General features: G+C 61.9%; 13 protein-coding genes. 3 read left to right on the top strand and 10 right to left on the bottom strand.

Annotated elements, in window-relative coordinates:
- Positions 1-92 precede the first annotated feature (92 nt).
- Both ggt and EI983_RS16305 read left to right on the top strand, forming a co-directional pair.
- Positions 93-1,877, top strand: coding sequence for a gamma-glutamyltransferase (gene ggt / locus EI983_RS16310; RefSeq protein ID WP_157708411.1), 1,785 nt, complete (start codon positions 93-95; stop codon positions 1,875-1,877).
- Positions 1,878-2,058: 181 nt separating this feature from the next.
- Positions 2,059-4,566, top strand: coding sequence for a GcvT family protein (locus EI983_RS16305; protein WP_157708410.1), 2,508 nt, complete (start codon positions 2,059-2,061; stop codon positions 4,564-4,566).
- Positions 4,567-4,662: 96 nt separating this feature from the next.
- On the opposite strand, the gene EI983_RS16300 is transcribed toward EI983_RS16305, so the two are convergent.
- From EI983_RS16300 to xdhA, 10 genes are all read right to left on the bottom strand, one after another.
- Positions 4,663-5,421 (bottom strand): glycoside hydrolase family 25 protein, encoded by a 759-nt coding sequence (locus tag EI983_RS16300; protein WP_157708409.1) that lies wholly within the window; start codon positions 5,419-5,421, stop codon positions 4,663-4,665.
- Positions 5,422-5,518: 97 nt separating this feature from the next.
- Positions 5,519-5,860: a carboxymuconolactone decarboxylase family protein gene (locus EI983_RS16295; protein ID WP_157708408.1), complete on the bottom strand. Its 342-nt coding sequence runs from the start codon at positions 5,858-5,860 to the stop codon at positions 5,519-5,521.
- Between the two features lie 69 nt (positions 5,861-5,929).
- Positions 5,930-6,589, bottom strand: coding sequence for a DUF938 domain-containing protein (locus EI983_RS16290; protein ID WP_157708407.1), 660 nt, complete (start codon positions 6,587-6,589; stop codon positions 5,930-5,932).
- Between the two features lie 75 nt (positions 6,590-6,664).
- Positions 6,665-7,738, bottom strand: coding sequence for a BMP family ABC transporter substrate-binding protein (locus tag EI983_RS16285; protein WP_157708406.1), 1,074 nt, complete (start codon positions 7,736-7,738; stop codon positions 6,665-6,667).
- Between the two features lie 30 nt (positions 7,739-7,768).
- Positions 7,769-8,689, bottom strand: a complete 921-nt coding sequence (locus tag EI983_RS16280) for an ABC transporter permease (RefSeq protein ID WP_157708405.1) — start codon at positions 8,687-8,689, stop codon at positions 7,769-7,771.
- On the bottom strand, positions 8,689-9,771 hold the full coding sequence (locus EI983_RS16275) for an ABC transporter permease (RefSeq protein WP_157708404.1): 1,083 nt from the start codon (positions 9,769-9,771) through the stop codon (positions 8,689-8,691). Before EI983_RS16275 ends, EI983_RS16280 begins: the two co-directional genes overlap by 1 nt.
- Complete coding sequence (locus EI983_RS16270) at positions 9,758-11,281, bottom strand: ABC transporter ATP-binding protein (RefSeq protein WP_157708403.1); 1,524 nt, start codon at positions 11,279-11,281, stop codon at positions 9,758-9,760. Before EI983_RS16270 ends, EI983_RS16275 begins: the two co-directional genes overlap by 14 nt.
- On the bottom strand, positions 11,278-12,216 hold the full coding sequence (gene xdhC, locus EI983_RS16265; RefSeq protein WP_157708402.1) for a xanthine dehydrogenase accessory protein XdhC: 939 nt from the start codon (positions 12,214-12,216) through the stop codon (positions 11,278-11,280). Before xdhC ends, EI983_RS16270 begins: the two co-directional genes overlap by 4 nt.
- Positions 12,213-14,561 (bottom strand): xanthine dehydrogenase molybdopterin binding subunit, encoded by a 2,349-nt coding sequence (xdhB, locus tag EI983_RS16260; protein ID WP_157708401.1) that lies wholly within the window; start codon positions 14,559-14,561, stop codon positions 12,213-12,215. Before xdhB ends, xdhC begins: the two co-directional genes overlap by 4 nt.
- Complete coding sequence (gene xdhA / locus EI983_RS16255) at positions 14,558-15,922, bottom strand: xanthine dehydrogenase small subunit (protein ID WP_157708400.1); 1,365 nt, start codon at positions 15,920-15,922, stop codon at positions 14,558-14,560. The genes xdhB and xdhA overlap by 4 nt, the downstream gene beginning before the upstream one ends.
- Before the next feature lie 190 nt (positions 15,923-16,112).
- On the opposite strand from xdhA, the gene dnaE reads away from it, so the two are divergent.
- The gene (gene dnaE, locus EI983_RS16250; protein WP_157708399.1) at positions 16,113-19,628 is read left to right on the top strand and encodes a DNA polymerase III subunit alpha; all 3,516 of its coding nucleotides are present in this window, start codon (positions 16,113-16,115) and stop codon (positions 19,626-19,628) included.
- The last annotated feature ends 69 nt before the right edge of the window (positions 19,629-19,697 follow it).

Here is a 19,697-nt window from a genome sequence, read left to right as displayed (position 1 = left end):
CGGCGGTCCGAGCCGATTCGCGCCCCTTTCGCACGGCCTATCCGCCCTGCTCAAATGGTACTTGAGAATACGGACGAAAGGGAGGCTTTGCCATGAGAAAACCGATCATCACCTTGTGCCTGCTGGCCTTGGCCGCATTGCCGATCGCGGCGCAGGAGGCGGCCGATCAGGTGGCTCCGGAAGCCGCCGGAGCCGGAGAGGTTGTCGGGGCGGCAGAGGTCCGGGCGGCTCAGGATGCCAAGGCCGAGGGTATGCCCATCTCGGCGCAGAGATGGATGGTGGCCGCAGCCAACCCCCATGCGGTGGAGGCGGGTGCCCGGGTCCTGCGGCAGGGCGGCACGGCGGCCGATGCGATGGTGGCGGTGCAACTCGTGCTGGGCCTTGTGGAGCCGCAAAGCTCGGGGCTGGGCGGTGGGGCGTTTCTTGTCTGGTACGATGCGGCAAGTGGAGAATTGACAACGCTTGACGGGCGCGAAACCGCCCCTCTAGAGGCAACGCCGAGGTTGTTTCAGGATGACAACGGCGATCCTCTGGATTTCTTTGACGCAGTCGTGGGCGGCCGTTCGGTGGGGACACCGGGCACGCTCGCCCTTTTGCAAGCAGCACATGACCGCTGGGGTCGCGCGGAGTGGTCGGGGCTGTTCGCGGATGCGATCCGGCTGGCCGAAGACGGGTTCGCCGTAAGCCCGCGCATGGCGATGCTGGTGTCGGGCGATGCCGAAAGGCTGGGCCGCCAGGCGGCCGCACGGGATTACTTTCTGCCGGGTGGGGTGCCTCTGGCGGAAGGGACGGTGCTGAGGAATCCTGCGTATGCGGCCACACTGCGACTGATGGCCGAGCAGGGGGCAGGGGTTTTTTATACCGGAGAGATTGCGGATGAGATTGTCGCGGCAGTGCGCGGTGCCGAAGGCAATCCGGGCGTTTTGTCTGAAGTGGACCTTGCGATTTATACCGTGAAGGAACGCGCACCGGTTTGTATGAGCTACCGCGCGCACGAGGTTTGCGGGATGGGCCCCCCGTCATCGGGGGCGCTCACCGTCGGGCAGATCCTGGGGATGCTGGCGTCTTACGACCTCGCGGCACTCGGAGCGGAGAGTCCGGAAGCCTGGCGGCTTATCGGCGATGCGTCTCGCCTGGCCTTCGCCGACCGCGCGCGTTACATGGCCGACGCTGATTATGTGCCGGTCCCTGTCCAGGGTTTGCTCGATGAAACGTATCTGGCGCAACGCGCGGAACTGCTGAGGCAGGATAGTGCTCTGGCGGAGGTGCGCCCGGGTGAGCCGGAATTCGATCACAGCCTGAACTGGGCGGATGACGGATCGATCGAGTTGCCTTCGACCTCGCATATTTCCATCGTCGACAGCTTTGGTAATGCGCTCAGTATGACCACGACGATTGAAAACGCGTTCGGGTCGCGACTGATGGTGCGGGGGTTTTTGCTCAATAACGAGCTGACGGATTTCTCGTTCCGGTCGCATCGTGGTGGTGTGCCGGTCGCCAACCGGGTGGAGCCGGGCAAGCGGCCGCGCTCCTCCATGGCGCCGACGATCGTCATGAAAGACGGCAAGCCGGTGCTGGTTGTCGGCAGCCCCGGCGGCAGCCGTATCATCGGGTACGTGGCCAAGACGATCATCGCGCATCTGGATTGGGGGCTGGATGTACAGGCCGCGGTAGACCTGCCACATCTGGTCAATCGCTTCGGTACTTATGACGTGGAAGCGGGCACGCAGGCCGAAGCTTTGACCGGGGTGCTCACCTCGATGGGCTATGAGGTGAACGCAAGGGCGCTGACCTCAGGGCTGCATGCGATCGCGATCGGTGAGGATCTCAAGGGCGGGGCAGACCCGCGCCGTGAGGGGATCGCCCTCGGCGAATGACCCTCCCAGCTGCGCACCGCGGACCCGAGTGGCACGCGGGAAACGGGCAGGAGCCTGGCCTGTTCGGATCGGCCGACCCCAGGCGTCGCTTTTCTGCCGGGAAAGGTCGGCTGGACCGCGCGCCATTCACCGAACCTGCTAAATATGCCCAATCATTTCCGACCTAAGGGAGTCGCTTCACATGAAAACGCAAGTCAAAGCTCTGGTTGTCGGCGGCGGTGCCGTCGGAACCTCCATCGCCTATCATCTGGCCAAAGCCGGTTGGGACGATGTGATGCTGATCGAGCGCGACGAGCTCACGAGCGGCTCAACCTGGCACGCAGCGGGTTTGCTTCCGCTGTTCAACATGTCCTACGCGACCACCCACATTCACAAGTACTCTGTCGATTTCTATAAAACGCTGGAAGAAGAAACCGGGCTCAACGCCGGATTTGCCGTTGTCGGCAACCTTCGCATGGCTCAGACGCAAGACCGCATGGACGAATACATGCTCTACGCGTCGACCGCCGAAACCTGCGATGTGAAATACGAGTGGCTGACCCCTGACCAGATCAAAGAGCGCTGGCCGCTGATCGAAACCAGTGACCTGAAGGGCGCGATCTATCACACCGAGGATGGCTATATTAACCCTGCCGACGTGACGCAGGCGATGGCCAAGGGCGCGCGTCAGCGCGGGGTTGAGATTGTGCGCAAGCTGCAAGCGGATGCCTTCCATTGGACCGGAACGCATTGGGAAGTCACCTGCACCAAGATGGTGGAAAAAGGCGGCAACCTGGTAGAAAGCGACGAACAGGTCGTGATCACCGCCGAGCATGTCGTGACCGCCAGCGGCAACCACGCACAACGTACCGCCAAGATGCTGGGCATCAAGATGCCCGCGATCCCGGTCGAACACACGTTCATCGTGATGGATAAGGATCCGGAGCTGGTCAAATGGCGTGAGGCAGGCAACCCCGAGCACCCGGTTGTTCGCGATGCCGACAACGAATCTTACGCGCGCGAGGAACGCGGCGGTTGGATTCTGGGCATCTACGAGCGTGGCGCACCTGCGCGGTTTGAACATGGTGTGCCTGACAGCTTCCGCGCCGATCTGTTCCCGCTGGACCTCGACCGGATCGCCGAGCAATACATGGCGATGGCCGAGCGTGTGCCCTCCTGTGCAGACTCCGGCCTGAAGGACGATTTCAACGGCCCGATCTGCTACACGCCCGATGGTAACCCGCTGGTTGGTCCGGCGCCGGGCCTGCGTAACATGTGGCTGGCCGAAGGCTTTTCCTTCGGGATCACGGCGGCAGGCGGCACCGGCTACTACCTGGCCCAGATGATGGTGGATGGCGAAGCCGAGATCGACATGGCATCGCTTGACCCGAAACGGTACTCGCAATCCTGGATGACGACCGAGTTCGCCGCGCGCAAGAATGAGGAATGCTACGAGCACGTCTACATCCTGCACCACCCGGATGAAGAGCGCGAAGCCTGCCGTCCTTTGCGGACCGCGCCCGCTTACGATCGCCAGAAGGCACGAGGCGCGCAATTCGGTTGGGTCAATGGCTGGGAACGACCCAACTATTACGGCCCGCTCGATGCACCGGAAAACTTCGACCATGACGCGCGCAGCTTCCGCCGTGGCGGCTGGTGGCAATATGCCAAGGCCGAGGCCGAGGCGATCCGGAACGGCGTTGGCCTGATCGACGCGACCGCCTTCACCAAGCATGTGGTCAAGGGCCCCGGCGCAACTGCATTCCTGGATTGGTTCACCTGTAACAAGCTGCCACGCGTGGGCCGGATTAACCTGACCTATGCGCTGACCTCCAATGGCACCACACGCACCGAATATACCATCGTGCGCAATGGCGAGAACCACTACTACCTCGTCTCGGCCGGTGCCTGGACGGAATATGACGCCGACTTCCTGCGCAAGGCGGCCGAAGACAAGATGGACGAGTTCGGGTACATCGAAATCCAGGACGTCACTACGCAATGGGGCGTCTTCGCCATTGCCGGGCCGAAATCGCGTGATGTGCTGAAAGAAGTGATCAACGATGCCGACCCGGCCACCGCTCTTTCGAACAAGCGCTTCCCGTGGCTGACCGCGCGCCAGATCGAGCTGGGCATGTGCCCGGTCAACGCCATCCGCGTGGCCTATACTGGCGAGCTGGGCTGGGAGCTGCATCACCCGATCGAAATGCAGAACTACCTTTTCGATCTGCTGGAGAAGGCGGGTGAGAAGCACGGCATGAAACTGGTGGGTGCCCGCGCCCAGAACTGGCTCCGGCAGGAGAAATCCTATCGCGCCTTCGGCAACGAGCTGGGCCGTGATGCGACCCCGCTTGAAGCGGATCTGCCGCGTTTCGTCGATCTCGAAAAGGACTTCCACGGCAAGGACAAGCTGGTGGAAACTGGCGTACGTTCAAAATGCTGCACGCTCCTGATCGACGGGCCCGAGGACGCAGATCCGTGGGGCCGCGAGGCGCTTTATGCCGAGGATGGCACCCGCGTGGGCCGTCTGACCTCGGGCGGCTACTCGGTGCATTTCGGCAAGTCGATCGGGATGGGGTATGTCAAGCCTGACCTGGCCGTTGAGGGCACCAAGCTGAAGGTCAAGATGCAGGACAAGCTTTGGGATGCGGTGGTCACGTGTGACAGCCCCTATGATCCGAAGAACGAGGTGATCCGCATCGACGGCTGATTGCCGCGTCAAACAATGCGTAGGGCGGGGTTTACCCCGCCTTTCGTTTGTTTTCAGCAGGTGCCGGGAAAAATCCCTGCCTTGGGTGTTGATTGATTACCTCGTGCGGCTTTTCAACCAGACGCGCCATTGCCGTTTCGTTCCGCGAAAGGCGTTGATATCCACTTCGCCCTCGAAGCCGGGCACCAAGCCGGTTCCGGTATATTGCCAGAAGGTCCAGGCCTGTCCGGGATAGACATCGTCAACCGGTCGGGCGGTCGAGCGCAGCCAGAATTCTTCACCCCGGAAGTGGTATAACTCGTTGGTCTTGTAGAAATCCGGCGTCGTATAGATGATCGGGCGCTGGCCGTAATGGCGCTCAACCACGTTCAGCCAGATCGTCATTACCCGGCGGACTTCCTTGGGGGGCGGGCGTGTTGTACAGGTGGGCGAAAACGGGTTCCATTCGACATCCAGCACAGGCGGGAGCGCCCCCCGCTTGCGCGGTACGTTCCGGATGAACCAGCGCGCCTGTACACGCGGCTTGGTACAGAAATAATAGAAATGGTAGGCTCCTGTTGGAATGCCCGCCGTCCTTGCGCCGTTCCAATTGACACCGAACATAGGATCGAGCAGATCGCCACCCTCTGTGGCCTTGATAAAGGCAAAGGCAACTCCGGCGCGCTTAGCCTGCCGCCAGTTTACCTTCTGCTGAAACCGTGCCGCATCGACGCCGTGCACCGGGTAACGCTCCGGCCCTTTGCGGCCAAACTCCACCGGATCGCTGTCGCCAAAACTGCGAGGTTTGGCCTCGGCCATCCCGAGGGTGAAGGTCAGCGCCACAAACACCAGGCAAAAGCATTGCACGAACCGCATGATACGACTTCACCTTATCCGACTGCTCCGCCGAGCGTCGCGGGTCCGGCGCGGCTTTGTCAACCTGGTCTGCGAGTTTTGCTCGATTTGCGCGGTGTCAGGCCGTGCCGCTGAGTTCGTCGAAACAAGCCATGGCCTTTGCGGCGTACATCATGGCGGGTCCCCCGCCCATCTGGATCGTCATGGCCAACACATCGCCGATCTCTTCGCGTGTGGCTCCCGCACGCACCAAGGCCGCGACGTGCAGTCCAATGCAATCCTCACAGCGCAGACCAACGGCAATGCCGAGCGCCACGAACTCCTTGGTCTTGAATTCCAGAGTGCCGCCCTCCTTGACGGCTTTGCCAAGCGCGCCAAAGGCACGGGCGGTGTCGGGGATGGCTGTGTTAAGCCCGCGCAGGTTCTTGCGGGTGGTGTCGATCTTGTCGCTCCAGGACATGAGGGGTTCCTTTTCATACATATTCATGCAGATGAATACATAATCCGGGCCCCGGCACCTTGATCCTGATCAGATCGGCTTTTCCACGATGAAGAAAAGATTGTTTGCAGGCATTGGGCGGATGCTCAGCAGGTGCAAGCCCTTGTCTTTCAGCCAGCGGGTCATATCGGCGTCATCCTTGTAGCCAATGGCAGGATCCGAGGCGCGCAGGTTCGCATGGAACCGCGCGTCGCCATCCGAGGTGGTCTGACCATCGCGCAGGAACGGGCCGTAAAGCATCAGCCGCCCGCCCGGCGCAAGGGCGGTGGCGGCTTCGCGAAGGAGGGTTTTCGCCTCTGGCGTGCTGATCAGATGCAGCAGGTTCACCAGCAGGATCAGCTTCTGCCCGGCATGGACCATCCCCCAACCGGGCGCGCAGGCATCCAGCGCGATGGCCTGGCGCAGATTGGGCAGACCGGCCTGCTCCGCCCAGGCGTCGATGCTGGCGCGGCGGGCGGGATCCGGCTCGCTTGGCTGCCAGGTCAATCCGGGCAAGGCGCGTGCAAAGGCCACGACATGTTGCCCCGTACCGCTTGCAAGCTCCAACGCGCGGCCGTCTGAGGGCGCAAACTCGTGGATCACGTCAAGGATCGCCGCAGCGTTGCGTTCCGCTGCCGGGGCGCTGAGCATGGCACCCTGAACCGGCTCAGCAACCGAGGCCGTCCGGGGCAGCGGGCGAGGAGGTTTCATGCCGCAGTCCTCATCGTGAAGCTCCAAATAAAAAGGCCCCGTTTCGCCGGGGCCTTTTCTTGTCAGGTATCGGGTTTATTGCGGGATCTCTCCGGTCAGCCCTTCGACATAGAAGTTCATGCCCAGAAGCGTGCCATCATCGGCCACTTTGCCCTCGGCCAGCCAGTCGCTGCCGTCCTGCTTTTTCAGCGGGCCGGTGAAGGGATGGTATTCGCCCGCGGCAATCGCGGCTTTCATGGCCAGCGCCTCGGCTTTCACATCCTCAGGTACTGCATCGGTGATCTCGCCGATACCGACCATGCCGGTGCTGATCCCGTCCCAGGTCTGCACACTTTCCCATGTGCCATCCATCACCGCCTGAGTGCGGGCGATGTAGTAGGGCGCCCAGTTGTCGATGATCGAGCTCACGCGCGGGAAGGGGGCATATTCGCTCATATCCGAGGCCTGTCCGAAGGTGATCACACCCCCGGCCTTTTCGGCGGCCGCCTGAGGTGCGGTGGAATCGGTATGTTGCAGGATCACATCCGCGCCCTGTTCGATCAGCGCGGTGGCTGCGTCGGCTTCCTTGGCGGGATCAAACCAGGTGAAGGCCCAGATGATCTTGAACTCCACATCCGGGTTCACCTTCTTGGCGTGGATATAGGCCGAGTTGATGCCCCGGATCACTTCGGGGATCGGATAGGAGGCGATATAGCCGATGATATTCGACTTGGTCATCTTGCCGGCGATATGGCCCTGAATGGCCCGACCTTCGTAGAACCGCGCCGAATAGGTGCTCACATTGTCGGCGGTCTTGTAGCCGGTTGCGTGCTCAAACTTCACATTCGGAAACTTGGCGGCCACGTTCACGGTGGGGTCCATGTAGCCAAAGGAGGTGGTAAAGATCAGGTCCGCCCCCTGCAGCGCCATCTGCGTGATTGCCCGCTCCGCATCAGCGCCTTCCGGCACGCTTTCCTGATAGACCGTCTCGACCTTGTCGCCAAAATGCTCTTCGACCGCGAGCCGACCCTTGTCATGCTCGTAGGTCCAGCCACCGTCACCGATGGGGCCAACATAGATGAACCCGACCTTGGTCTTGTCGTCGGCCACGGCCGCCCCGGCCAGACCAAGCGCAAGGGCAGCACCGGTCAGAAGTCTTGTGAGTTTCATGTATCTCTCCCAGGTTTTCTTATCTTCGCCTCAGCCCGAGGCATGGAAGGTACGGCCAAGCGAGGCGGGCGCGCGCGAGCGGTCCGCCGACATGATGACCAGCACCAATATGGTAATCACATAGGGCGACATGGAAAGGTATTCGACAGGAAGTGCAACCCCTGCCGCCTGAAGGTTGAGCTGCAACACAGTTACACCGCCAAACAAATAGGCACCCAAGAGCACTCGGCCTGCTTTCCAGCTTGCAAAGACGACCAGTGCGAGGGCGATCCATCCGGCCCCTGCCGTCATCCCTTCGGTCCATTGGGGCACGCGGATCAGGCTGATATAGGCCCCGCCCAGACCCGCGCAGGCCCCGCCAAAGAGGATCGCCATGATCCGCACCCGCACCACCTTGTAACCAAGCGCATGGGCGGCGTCGTGGTTCTCGCCCACCGCGCGCAGGATCAGGCCAATGCGCGTGTGTTTGAGCATGACCCAGACGGCCAGGGTGAGTGCGAGGCCGACATAGACCATGATGTCATGCGAAAAGAGCACCGGCCCGAAGAAAGGGATGTCGCTCAGCAGCGGGATGTCGAGCTTGCCCGTGGGTGGCGGTTTGATGCCCACATAGCCTTGACCCAATAGCGCGCTCAGCCCGAGGCCAAAGAGCGTGAGCGCCAGCCCGCTCGCCACATGATTGGCCAGAGCGATCTGGGTGAGTAGCGCGAAAAGCAGCGACAGAAGCGCGCCGCCGACCGCTGCCGCAGCAAAGCCCAGCAGGGGCGAGCCGGTATTCACCGCGATGGCAAAGCCGCAGATCGCCCCGGTGATCATCATGCCTTCCACCCCGAGGTTCAGTACGCCCGCACGCTCGACGACCAGCTCTCCCAGGGCGGCGAGCAGGATTGGCGTCGCGGCCACCATCAGTGAGGCCAGCAGAAGGGTAGGGGAAATAGAACTCAGATCCATCAAACGGCCTCCCGCCCTGTCCGCCGGATGCGGAAATTCGTCAGCACATCAATCGCCAGCAGGAAAAAGAGCAGCATCCCCTGAAACATCTGGATCGCCGCGGCTGGCAGGCCCAGGTTGCTCTGTGCAATTTCGCCACCGATATAGGTCAGCGCCATCAACAGCCCGGCCAGCAAGATGCCCACCGGATGCAACCGGCCCAAAAAGGCCACGATGATCGCCGTGAAGCCATAGCCCACGTTGAAATCGATGCTCACCTGTCCCGCCGGTCCCGACACTTCGAAAAGCCCCGCCAACCCCGCCAGCGCGCCGGACGTGCCGAGGCAAAACAGGATCAGCCGCGCGGGCCTGACCCCGGCAAAACGCGCCGCCTTGGGGGCCTGCCCGGTCAGGCGGATGTGAAAGCCCAGGATATGCCGGTTCAAAAGGACATAGGCAAAGATCACTGCGATCATCGCCGCCACCACGCCCCAATGCATCCCCGTTCCCGCAATCAGCTCGGCATTGTGGGCTGAGCCATATTGCTGAAAATTGCGCGAGCCGGGAAAGCCCATGCCGTCCGGGTTGCGCAAAGGGCCAAGCGCCATCGAGGCCAGAAGCTGCTCGGCCACATAGACCAGCATCAGCGAAACAAGGATTTCATTGGTTCCGAACCGCACCTTCAGAAGCGCCGGGATCATCGCCCAGGCCCAGCCGCCAAGCGCGCCCGCCATGACCATCAGCGGAAAGATGTACCACGCCTCAAGCGGGTAGAAGGCCAGGCCCACCGCCGCACCTGTCAGCGCACCTATGATGTACTGGCCTTCGGCCCCGATATTCCAGATGCCCGCGCGAAACCCGAGGGACAGGCCGATGGCAATCAGAATGAGCGGCGCGCCTTTGATCAGGAGTTGCGGGCGGTAATAAAACGCGAACTCGCCAAAAAGCGGCTCCCAGAAGATCGTCGCAATTGCCGTGACCGGGTTTTCGCCCAATGTGGCAAAAAGTGCGCCCCCGGCGATCATGGTGGCAATCACCGCCACAAGTGGCGTGAGGTACGTCCAGAGTCGCGAGGGTTGCGGGCGCTTCTCAAGCCGGATCATGCGCCACCTCCATGCCATGCGCGCCGCCCATCATCAGCCCGATCTCATCGACGCTCAACTCTTTCGCGGGTCTGATATCCGACAGCCGCCCCTCATTGATCGCACAGAACCGGTCAGAGATTTCCATCAGTTCATCCAGATCCTGGCTGATACAGATCACCGCTGTCCCATTCGCTGCCAGATCCAGAAGCGCCTGACGGATGGCGGCGGCGGCCGCGGCATCGACGCCCCAGGTCGGCTGGTTGACCACCAAAACGTCAGGGCGCTGCAACACCTCGCGTCCAATGACGAATTTTTGCAGATTGCCGCCCGAAAGGGCGCGCGCCGCGTTTTCCGGCCCCGGTGTGCGCACGTCAAAGGCCTCGATGATCCGGTGGGCAAAGCCCGTCGCATCGGCCCATTTCAGAAAACCGCGGGTGACGAGTTTCTCGCGCTGCGCCCCGGTGAGCAGGGCATTCTCAATCAGGCTCATGTCCGGGGCAGCAGCGTGGCCAAGCCGCTCCTCGGGTGCGGCCAGCATCCCCCGCGCGCGCCGCGCATTCGGACCCATGCAGCCGATCGGTTCGCCCTTCAGGGTGATCGCACCCGCGTCCGAGAGCAGTTCGCCGGACAAGGCGCCAAGCAGTTCATCCTGTCCGTTGCCCGCCACACCACCGATCCCGAGGATCTCACCCTGACGTATTGTGAAGTGAACATTCCGAAGCGGCGTGCCGAAGGCGCTGGGCGAAGTGAGCGACAGGCCGGTGACATCCAGCGCCACGTCGCCCGGGTCCCTCTTGGACCGCGCCGGGAGCTGGAACGCGGTGCCGACCATCATCTCGGCCATCTCGCGCGCCGTGGTCTCGGACGGCACACAGGTGCCCACATTGCGCCCTTGCCGCAGGATGGTTGCGTGATCGCACAAGGCACGGATTTCCTCCAGCTTGTGCGAGATATAGAGGATCGCGACCCCGTCTGCCGTTAGTTTGCGCAGGGTTTGAAACAGGATTTCCACCTCCTGCGGTGTCAGCACCGAGGTGGGCTCGTCCATGATCAGAAGTTTCGGATCCTGCAAAAGGCAGCGGATGATTTCCACCCGCTGGCGTTCCCCGGCAGAAAGATCGCCCACTGTCCGGTAAGGGTCGAGCGGCAGGCCATAGGTTTCCGAGACATCCCGGATACGGGTGGCGAGGTCCCGCATGCGCGGCGGGTTCTCCATCCCCATTGCGATATTCTCGGCCACATTCAGCGCCTCGAACAGCGAGAAATGCTGAAACACCATCGCCACACCCGCCGCCCGCGCCGCTCTGGGCTCGCTCGGAGCAAAGGGGATGCCTTGGAGTGTCATCGTGCCGCTGTCGGGTTTGACCAGACCATAGATCATCTTGACCAGGGTGGATTTGCCCGCGCCGTTCTCTCCCAGAAGCGCGTGAACCTGACCCGTACCAATCTGCATCGAGACATCATCATTCGCCACGACACCGGGATAGGCTTTCGTCAGCCCGCTCAAGGTCAGCAAGGGTGTGCTCATGTGGGGCTCGCCTCGGTGTTCGTGCGTTGCGCGGCATAGTGCAGAAGGTTCAGTACCACTCCAACGGCGATTTCCTGCGGATGTTTGCCCAATGATTTGTCTCCGATCGGGCAGGTGATGCGCGCAATCTGTTTCGGTGCGTGGCCAAGCGCGATCAGCCGTGCCCGGAACCGTGCCCATTTCGTCTCGGAACCGATCAGTCCGGCATATCCAAAACTGCGCGACAAGAGGCGGTGGCAAAGCTCAAGATCGTAATCGTGCTCCGGCGTCATGATGAAATGTGCGGCCTCGTCGGGCGCGGTGGCAAGGACATCTGTCGGCAAAATTTCCCAGGTTTGGTGGATGCTTTCCGGCAGATCCGCAAACTGATCCCGCCTTACATCGACGAGATGCACCTCAAACTGCGGCAATGGTTCCAGCGCCAGCGCCAGCGCCCGGCCAACGTGTCCGGCGCCATAGATATAAACCGGCAGGCGTGCGCGCCAGACAGGTTCCGCAAGCCAGCCGCGACGAAAGCTCAGCGGTTCGTTTGAATGCGGAGTGAGCAGTGCCTTTGGAGGGCTTTGCATCCCCGGGCCCACTTGTCTGAGAAAAACCCCGGTTTTACCTGCGGCCTTTCGGGCGGCGGCCAGGCGCTCTGCGTCGAAACGTTCAAAGACGATGGTAATCGAGCCGCCACAGCATTGGCCCAGTCCCGGCCCAAGGGCCTGTCGCTCTATCAGCTGGTCGCGATCTTCCGTCAGCAGTCTGCGCGCCCGTTTGATTGCATCATACTCCATCCGCCCGCCGCCGATGGTCTGGTGAAGACCGTCCTTCCAGACCACCATATCCACGCCGATCTCGCGCGGGGTCGAGCCCTTGGCGTCGGCGACGACCAGCCGGACAACCTCTTCATGCGCCTCGACCAGCCTTTGGAGAAGCTCGAAGTCAATCATGCTGCCTCCCGCGCTCGATGAACCGCACGCAGCACTTCCTCGGGGGTCGCCGGGGCCTGCAAATCGGGATACCGGGCACCGCAGGCCGCCACCGCATCGCTCAGCGCCATGTGCACCGATATCCCGAGCATGAGCGGCGGCTCTCCCACTGCCTTGGAGCGATAGATCGTCTCTTCGCGGTTTTCACTGTTCCACAGCGCCACGTTGAAAATGCGGGGACGATCGCCGCAGGCGGGGATTTTGTAGGTTGACGGAGCATGGGTCTTGAGCCGGCCTGGCTTGTCCCAGACAAGCTCTTCGGTCGTGAGCCAGCCTGCGCCCTGCAGATAGCCGCCTTCGATCTGACCGACATCCAGCGCCGGGTTCAGGCTCTTGCCCGCATCATGCAGGATATCCGCCCGCAGGATGCGGTACTCACCGGTGAGCGTGTCGATCACCACTTCGCTGACCGCCACACCATAGGCAAAATAGAAAAACGGGCGCCCCCGGCCCTTGATCCGGTCCCAGGCGAGTTCCGGGGTTTTGTAGAAGCCCGTCGAAGAAAGGCTGATCCTGTGCTGGTAACAGAGCTTCGCCGCCTCCCCGAAGCTGAGGACATGCGTATCGGCAAACACCTTTCCCGCTGCAAAACGGATCGACCCGGCCTGGAAATATGTCGCCAGAAACTCGGTCATGCGGCCGCGTATGGTGTCGCAGGCGGATTTTACAGCCATGCCGTTCAGGTCGCTGCCCGAGCTTGCGGCGGTGGCTGAGGTGTTGGGCACCTTGGCGGTATCCGTCGCCGTGATGCGCACCCTCTGCACATCGATGCCAAACTGGCTGGCCGCGACCTGGGCGACTTTCTGATGAAGCCCCTGTCCCATCTCGGTGCCGCCATGATTGAGTTGCACCGAGCCGTCCTGATAGACGTGCACAAGCGCGCCCGCCTGGTTGAGATGCGTCAGCGTGAAGGAAATACCGAACTTCACTGGCGTGAGAGCGATCCCTTTCTTGAAGATCGCATTGCCCGCATTCCAGGTTGCGGCTCGGGCGCGCCGGGCATGATAATCGCTGGATCTGAGCAGAGCGTCAGTCATCTGCGGCAGGATGCTGTCGCGGACCTCTTGTCCGTAAGGCGTCGTCTGTATCTCGGGCTTCGCAGTTTTTGGCGAATGCGCGCCGCCAAAGCGGTGCCCCGTCCCGGGACCGGATGGCGCGATTTCGGCCGGCGCATACATATTCGCCTGGCGCACCTCGATCGGGTCGCGTCCCAGATGATGTGCGATATGATCCATGATGCGCTCGATCCCCAGCATGCCTTGCGGGCCGCCAAACCCGCGAAAGGCGGTAGCGCTTTGCGTGTTGGTGCGCAAGCGGTGGCTTTCGATCCGGGCATTGGGCAGGTGATAGGCATTGTCTGCATGTAGCATGGCGCGGTCAGCCACGGGGAGAGAGAGATCCTGCGACCAGCCGCACAGAACGTGGTGGACGACATCAACACCCCTGAGCCGTCCCTCATCATCAAATCCGGCGCGATAGGTGATCCGAAAGGGATGCCGCTTGCCGGTGATGCGCATATCGTCTTCGCGATCGTAACGCATCTTGGCCGGTCGTCCGGTGCGCGCCGCGACAAGCGCGCAGGCTATGGCCAACGCATTGCCCTGGCTTTCCTTGCCGCCAAACCCGCCACCCATGCGCCGCGTTTCGACCCGCACCGCGTGCATGGGTTTGCCCAGTGCATCCGCTACCTTGTGCTGTACCTCTGTGGGATGCTGGGTCGATGACAAAACGACCATGTCACCATTGTCCTGGGGCAAGGCCAGCGCCGCCTGTCCTTCGAGATAGAAATGCTCCTGGCCTCCGATTTCGATCTGACCCTCGATCCGATGAGGGGCATTGGCGATGGCTTTGTCGGCATCTCCCTTCTCGTAGATGCGCGGGCCATCTTCGAAACGGCTGTTGGCTGCAAGGGCCTGCTCGATACTCAGGATCGGTGCGACCGGGGTGATCTCCACCTCAGCGAGACGCGCCGCCTTGCGCGCGGCCAGATGGCTATCGGCGGCCACCAGAAAGAGAGGCTGACCGGCATAGTGCACCTGCCGCTGCGCAAGCAATGGTTCGTCATGGGCCGAAGGCGAGGTGTCAGCATCACGTTCGAGGTCATCGGCGGTGAGTACAGCGATCACGCCGGGCGCATGGCGAACCTCGGCCAATACCATCTTCGAGATATGACCAGCGGCCACATGGCTGAGCCCGAAGGCCAGGTGCAGCGTATCGGCAGGAAGCGGATGGTCATCCACATAGCGCGCGGCCCCGGTCACATGCAGGGACGCGCCATCATGCGGCAGGGCCTCCCCAACACTCATGGAGCCACCTCCAGCACCGAAACCGGAGCGCCGCCGAGATCAAGAAAATACCGTTGGAGCATGTTGCGCGCCGTCTCCATCCGGTAGCTTTCCGAAGCCCGCAGATCGGTGAGCGGCGTAAAGTCCTTGGCAAAGGCCGGGAGCGCCGCTTCGATCGTGGCTTGCGTCCAGGGCTGGCCCATCAGGGCCGTTTCAACCGCTGTGGCACGTTTCGGGATGCCTGCCATGCCGCCAAAAGCGATCCGCGCCGTCACAACCCGGCCTGCTTCGAACACAATGTTGAAACAGCCGCACACGGCCGAGATATCCTGATCAAACCGCTTGCTGAGCTTGTAGCAGCGTAAGGTGCCGGCCTGTCGGGGGATGGTGATGGCGTCGATGAACTCTCCGGGTGCGCGGTCCTGTTTGCCGTAGTCGAGGAAAAAACCTTCGAGTGGCATGTCGCGCCGTGTCTCCCCCTGGCGCAGGTGCAGCCGCGCCCCAAGTGCGATCAGCGCAGGCGCGCCGTCCCCGATTGGGGAGCCATTGGCGATATTGCCGCCAATCGTCGCCGCCGCCCGCACCTGTGCGGCACCAAAGCGGCGGATCAGCAGGGCGAAGGACGGATGGAAGGGGTCCAGCGTCTGCATCAAATCCGCCAGCGTCACACCCGCGCCGATGCGGATAGTCTCCGGTCCGATCTCGATCTGTTGCAGCTCCTTACAGCGGTGCAGAAAGATGACAGGTCCGAGGTCCTGCAAATCCTTGGTCACCCAAAGCCCGACATCCGTTGCTCCCGCGATGAGCGTGGCGTTCGGCTCTTTAGCGTAGAGCGCGGCCAACTCATCTGCCGTTTCCGGCAGCCTCGTCTGGGGTGAGCTCTTGAGTTGTGAAAGATCATCGACGAGCCAGCCCGGAACCGGCGCGGCATGCGCGGCGTCGGCAGCCCGTATGATCGGCGCATAACCGGTGCAGCGGCAAAGATTGCCCGCCAGCGCCGTATCATGATCCTGCACCTTATTCAGATGGTTCACCGCCATTGTGGTGATGAAGCCGGGCGTGCAGAAACCGCATTGCGATCCGTGGTGATCGATCATTGCCGCCTGCACCGGATGGAGCGTGCCGTCGGGGCCGCTGATCCCTTCCACCGTGCGCACAGCCTTGCCATGCACCTGCGGCAGGAACAAAAGGCACGCATTGAGCGCCCGCACGTGCCGCCCATCATGAACCATCACCGAACACGCTCCGCAATCGCCCTCATTGCAGCCTTCTTTCGTGCCGGTCAGTCCTTTTTCGTCGCGCAGCCAGTCGAGCAGCGTGGTTGTCACAGGCGGGTTGCGCAAGGTAACGGGCGTGCCGTTCAGCAGAAATGAGATCTCCATGGTCTGAGCGCTCACTGCGAGTCCCCGCTTGGTCAAAACACCCTTGTTTTGCGGCGTCTTGAGAGGACCAGCCGCGACTGGCCACGAGGCTATGCGGGCCGCAGGGCGCTTGGCAAGATGTGATTTGGAAGGTGGTCAAAGCAGCAGATCGCATCTGGCCCCGCACGGGCGGCTGTCCTAGTGTGGCAGCATGAGCAGCGATCCCCGATTCATCCACCTGCGTGTGCACACCGAATACTCGCTTCTTGAAGGAGCGGTGCGCCTGAAGAAGCTGCCGGGGCTGTGCGAGGCGGCGCAGATGCCTGCCGTGGCCGTGACCGACACCAACAACATGTTCGCGGCACTTGAGTTTTCCGTGACCGCGAGCGGTGCGGGCATTCAGCCCATCATGGGATGCCAGGTCGATCTGGCCTATCTCACGCCCGCGCCGGGTGAGCGGGCCAAGCCGCCCGCGCCGGTGGTGCTTCTGGCACAGAATGAGGCGGGCTACATGAACCTCATGAAGCTCAACTCCTGCCTCTATTTACGCGGTGACGGTTCGCTGCCGCATGTGTCGCTGGAGGAGCTCCGTCAATATGCGGGTGATGTCATCTGCCTGACTGGGGGGCCCGATGGCCCGGTCGGCCGACTTTTGCAGGGCGGGCAACGGCCTGCCGCCGAAGACCTGATGCGGGTGCTTGCCGAGGCCTTTGGCGACCGGCTTTATGTGGAGTTGCAGCGTCATCCCGGTGAATCTGGTTTGCCCGAGGCGGAGCGGCGCACCGAACAGGGCCTGGTGGAAATGGCCTATGCGATGGACTTGCCTTTGGTGGCAACGAACGATGTCTATTTTCCAAACGCCGAGATGTATGAAGCCCATGATGCAATGATCTGCGTCGCAGAAGGGGCGTATGTGGATCAGTCCGAGCCGCGTCGCCGACTGACCGCGCAGCATTACTTCAAGTCGCCGCAGGAAATGGCCACGCTTTTCGCCGATCTGCCAGAAGCCATAGAAAACACGGTCGAGATTGCCCGCCGCTGCGCATTCGGGGCCTATCGGCGCGATCCGATCCTTCCCAGGTTCGCCGATGACGAGGTGCAGGAGTTGCGCCGCCAGGCCGAGGCGGGTCTGAAGGCACGGCTTGAGGTGATACCGCATGCCGCGCCCGTGGCCGAGTATGAAGAGCGCCTGGAGTTCGAGCTAAAGATCATCGAAGGCATGGGCTTCCCCGGCTATTTCCTGATCGTGGCAGATTTCATCAAATGGGCCAAAGAGCAGGATATTCCCGTGGGCCCGGGCCGGGGGTCAGGGGCCGGTAGCCTCGTTGCCTATGCGCTCACCATTACAGACCTTGACCCGCTGCGCTATTCACTCCTGTTCGAGCGCTTCCTCAACCCCGAACGGGTTTCGATGCCTGACTTTGACATCGACTTCTGCATGGATCGCCGTGAAGAGGTGATCGACTACGTGCAGGAGAAATATGGCCGGGACCGCGTGGCGCAGATCATCACCTTTGGGGCGCTGCTGTCAAAGGCTGCGGTGCGCGATATCGGCCGGGTTTTGCAGATGCCCTATGGCCAGGTCGACCGGCTGAGCAAGATGATCCCGGTGGAAGGGGTCAAACCGCTTTCGATCGAAAAGGCGCTGGCACAAGAGGAACGGCTGCGGGAAGAAGCCCGCAACGAAGAGGTCGTCGACCGTTTGCTGAACTATGGCATGCAGGTGGAAGGGTTGCTCAGGAACGCCTCCACCCATGCCGCTGGTGTGGTGATCGGCGACCGGCCGCTGGATACGCTCGTTCCGCTCTATCAAGATCCGCGTTCGACCATGCCCGCGACCCAGTTCAACATGAAATGGGTGGAACAGGCGGGGCTTGTGAAGTTTGACTTCCTGGGTCTCAAGACCCTGACCGTGATCCAGAACGCGATGGAGCAGATCCACGCAGGCGGGCGGGATCTGCATATCGCCGCTGATGGCACCCAACTTTATGAACCTGCGCCGGGGGCGGAGAACCAGATCAACGCCATCCCGCTTGACGATACCAAGACTTATGAGCTTTACGCCCGTGCCCAGACGGTGGCTGTGTTCCAGGTGGAAAGCTCGGGCATGATGGATGCGCTCAAGCGGATGAAGCCCGACTGCATCGAGGACATCATCGCCCTTGTGGCGCTCTATCGTCCCGGCCCGATGGAGAATATCCCGAAATTCTGCGAGGTGAAGAACGGCCTGAGCGAACGGGACACGCTGCATGCCTCAATCGACCACATTCTGGATGAGACCCAGGGTATCATTGTCTATCAGGAACAGGTGATGCAGATCGCGCAGGAAATGGCGGGCTACTCACTTGGTGGTGCTGACCTTTTGCGCCGGGCCATGGGCAAGAAGATCCAGGAGGCGATGGATGCCGAGCGGCCAAAGTTCATCGCCGGGGCCAAGGAAAATGGGGTTGATGACGCCAAGGCGCTGGAGGTGTGGAACCTTCTCGACAAGTTCGCCAACTATGGCTTCAACAAATCCCACGCCGCCGCCTACGCCGTGGTCAGCTATCAGACCGCCTGGCTGAAAACCAATCACCCGGTCGAATTCATGGCGGGGGTGATGAATTGCGATATTCACCTGACCGACAAGCTTGCGGTCTATTTCGAAGAGGTGAAAAAGGCGCTCGATTTGCCCTGGGTGCCGCCCTGCGTGAACCGCTCGGAGCCGACCTTTGTGGTGCGTGACGGGGCGCTTCACTATGCGCTGGGTGCGCTCAAGAATGTCGGCGTGGAGGCGATGAAGCTGATCACCGACGGGCGCCGCGCCGATGGAGAGGATAAACCCTTCGCCACGCTTTTCGACTTCGCCCGCCGTGTGGATCTCAAGAAGATCGGCAAGCGCCCGCTGGAGATGCTGGCGCGGGCTGGCGGGTTTGATCAGCTCGACCGCAACCGCCGCCGCGTGTTCGAGAGTATCGAGGCGCTCAGCAGTTACTCCGCCGCGATCTTTGAGCAGAAGACGTCCAGCCAGGTATCGCTTTTTGGCGAAGCCGGCGATGACCTGCCCGAGCCGCGCCTGAGCCCGGTGGAAGACTGGCTGCCTGCCGAGCGGCTCACCGAAGAGTTCAAGGCGGTCGGCTTCTATCTGTCGGGTCATCCGCTGGATGACTACCAGGCGGCGCTCAAACGTAAACAGGTGCTGACACTGGAGCAGGTCAGCGAGGAAGCCAGCCGTAAGGGGGCCGTTGTTGTCAAGATGGCCGGCGTCGTGGCCGGACGACAGGAGCGCAAATCGGCCAAGGGCAATCGCTTTGCCTTCGTGCAGCTCAGCGATACGACAGGCGGGTACGAGGTGACGATGTTCTCCGAACCTTTGGAGAAGTTTCGCGACCATCTGGACACCGGAAGCCGTGTCGTCATCACCGCCGAAGCCACGATGGAGGCCGAGCAGCTCAAACTGCTTTGCCGCGCAGTGCAACCGATCGATGCGGTTGTGGCCGATGCGGGCGCTGCCGGGTTGCGAATTTTTGTCGATGACGCGGCGGCCATCCCTTCGGTCGCCAACGTGCTGGACGGGGCGGTGCAATCGGTGAAGACCGGCGGGCGCGGGCCGATCCGCTTCTGTCTGCTCGACCCTAGTTTGCCGGGCGAGGTCGAGCTGGATACCGGGCGCGATTACCCGGTCAACCCGCAGATTAAAGGCGCAATCAAGAGCCTCGGCGGGGTTGTCATGGTCGAGGAATTCTGAACCTGCGATCCTGCAAAGCATCGCCTATTCGCCTGAATAGGGCAAATTTTATAGACCTCGACCCCCGCC

Origin of the sequence: Roseovarius faecimaris, from assembly GCF_009762325.1 — a bacterium.
GTDB classification, from domain to species: Bacteria; Pseudomonadota; Alphaproteobacteria; order Rhodobacterales; family Rhodobacteraceae; genus Roseovarius; species Roseovarius faecimaris.
The sequence above is the reverse complement of the archived record's forward strand: the minus strand, read 5'-3'. Positions and strand labels throughout refer to the sequence as shown.

Bases quoted from the DNA above. Each gene is read 5' to 3' on its own strand.
- xdhC (WP_157708402.1), bottom strand. From the start codon at position 12,216: ATGATTGACTTCGAGCTTCTCCAAAGGCTGGTCGAGGCGCATGAAGAG.
- EI983_RS16275 (WP_157708404.1), bottom strand. From the start codon at position 9,771: ATGATCCGGCTTGAGAAGCGCCCGCAACCCTCGCGACTCTGGACGTAC.
- EI983_RS16300 (WP_157708409.1), bottom strand. From the start codon at position 5,421: ATGCGGTTCGTGCAATGCTTTTGCCTGGTGTTTGTGGCGCTGACCTTC.
- EI983_RS16270 (WP_157708403.1), bottom strand. From the start codon at position 11,281: ATGAGCACACCCTTGCTGACCTTGAGCGGGCTGACGAAAGCCTATCCC.
- EI983_RS16295 (WP_157708408.1), bottom strand. From the start codon at position 5,860: ATGTCCTGGAGCGACAAGATCGACACCACCCGCAAGAACCTGCGCGGG.
- xdhA (WP_157708400.1), bottom strand. From the start codon at position 15,922: ATGGAGATCTCATTTCTGCTGAACGGCACGCCCGTTACCTTGCGCAAC.
- EI983_RS16290 (WP_157708407.1), bottom strand. From the start codon at position 6,589: ATGAAACCTCCTCGCCCGCTGCCCCGGACGGCCTCGGTTGCTGAGCCG.
- dnaE (WP_157708399.1), top strand. From the start codon at position 16,113: ATGAGCAGCGATCCCCGATTCATCCACCTGCGTGTGCACACCGAATAC.
- EI983_RS16305 (WP_157708410.1), top strand. From the start codon at position 2,059: ATGAAAACGCAAGTCAAAGCTCTGGTTGTCGGCGGCGGTGCCGTCGGA.
- EI983_RS16280 (WP_157708405.1), bottom strand. From the start codon at position 8,689: ATGGATCTGAGTTCTATTTCCCCTACCCTTCTGCTGGCCTCACTGATG.
- xdhB (WP_157708401.1), bottom strand. From the start codon at position 14,561: ATGAGTGTTGGGGAGGCCCTGCCGCATGATGGCGCGTCCCTGCATGTG.
- ggt (WP_157708411.1), top strand. From the start codon at position 93: ATGAGAAAACCGATCATCACCTTGTGCCTGCTGGCCTTGGCCGCATTG.
- EI983_RS16285 (WP_157708406.1), bottom strand. From the start codon at position 7,738: ATGAAACTCACAAGACTTCTGACCGGTGCTGCCCTTGCGCTTGGTCTG.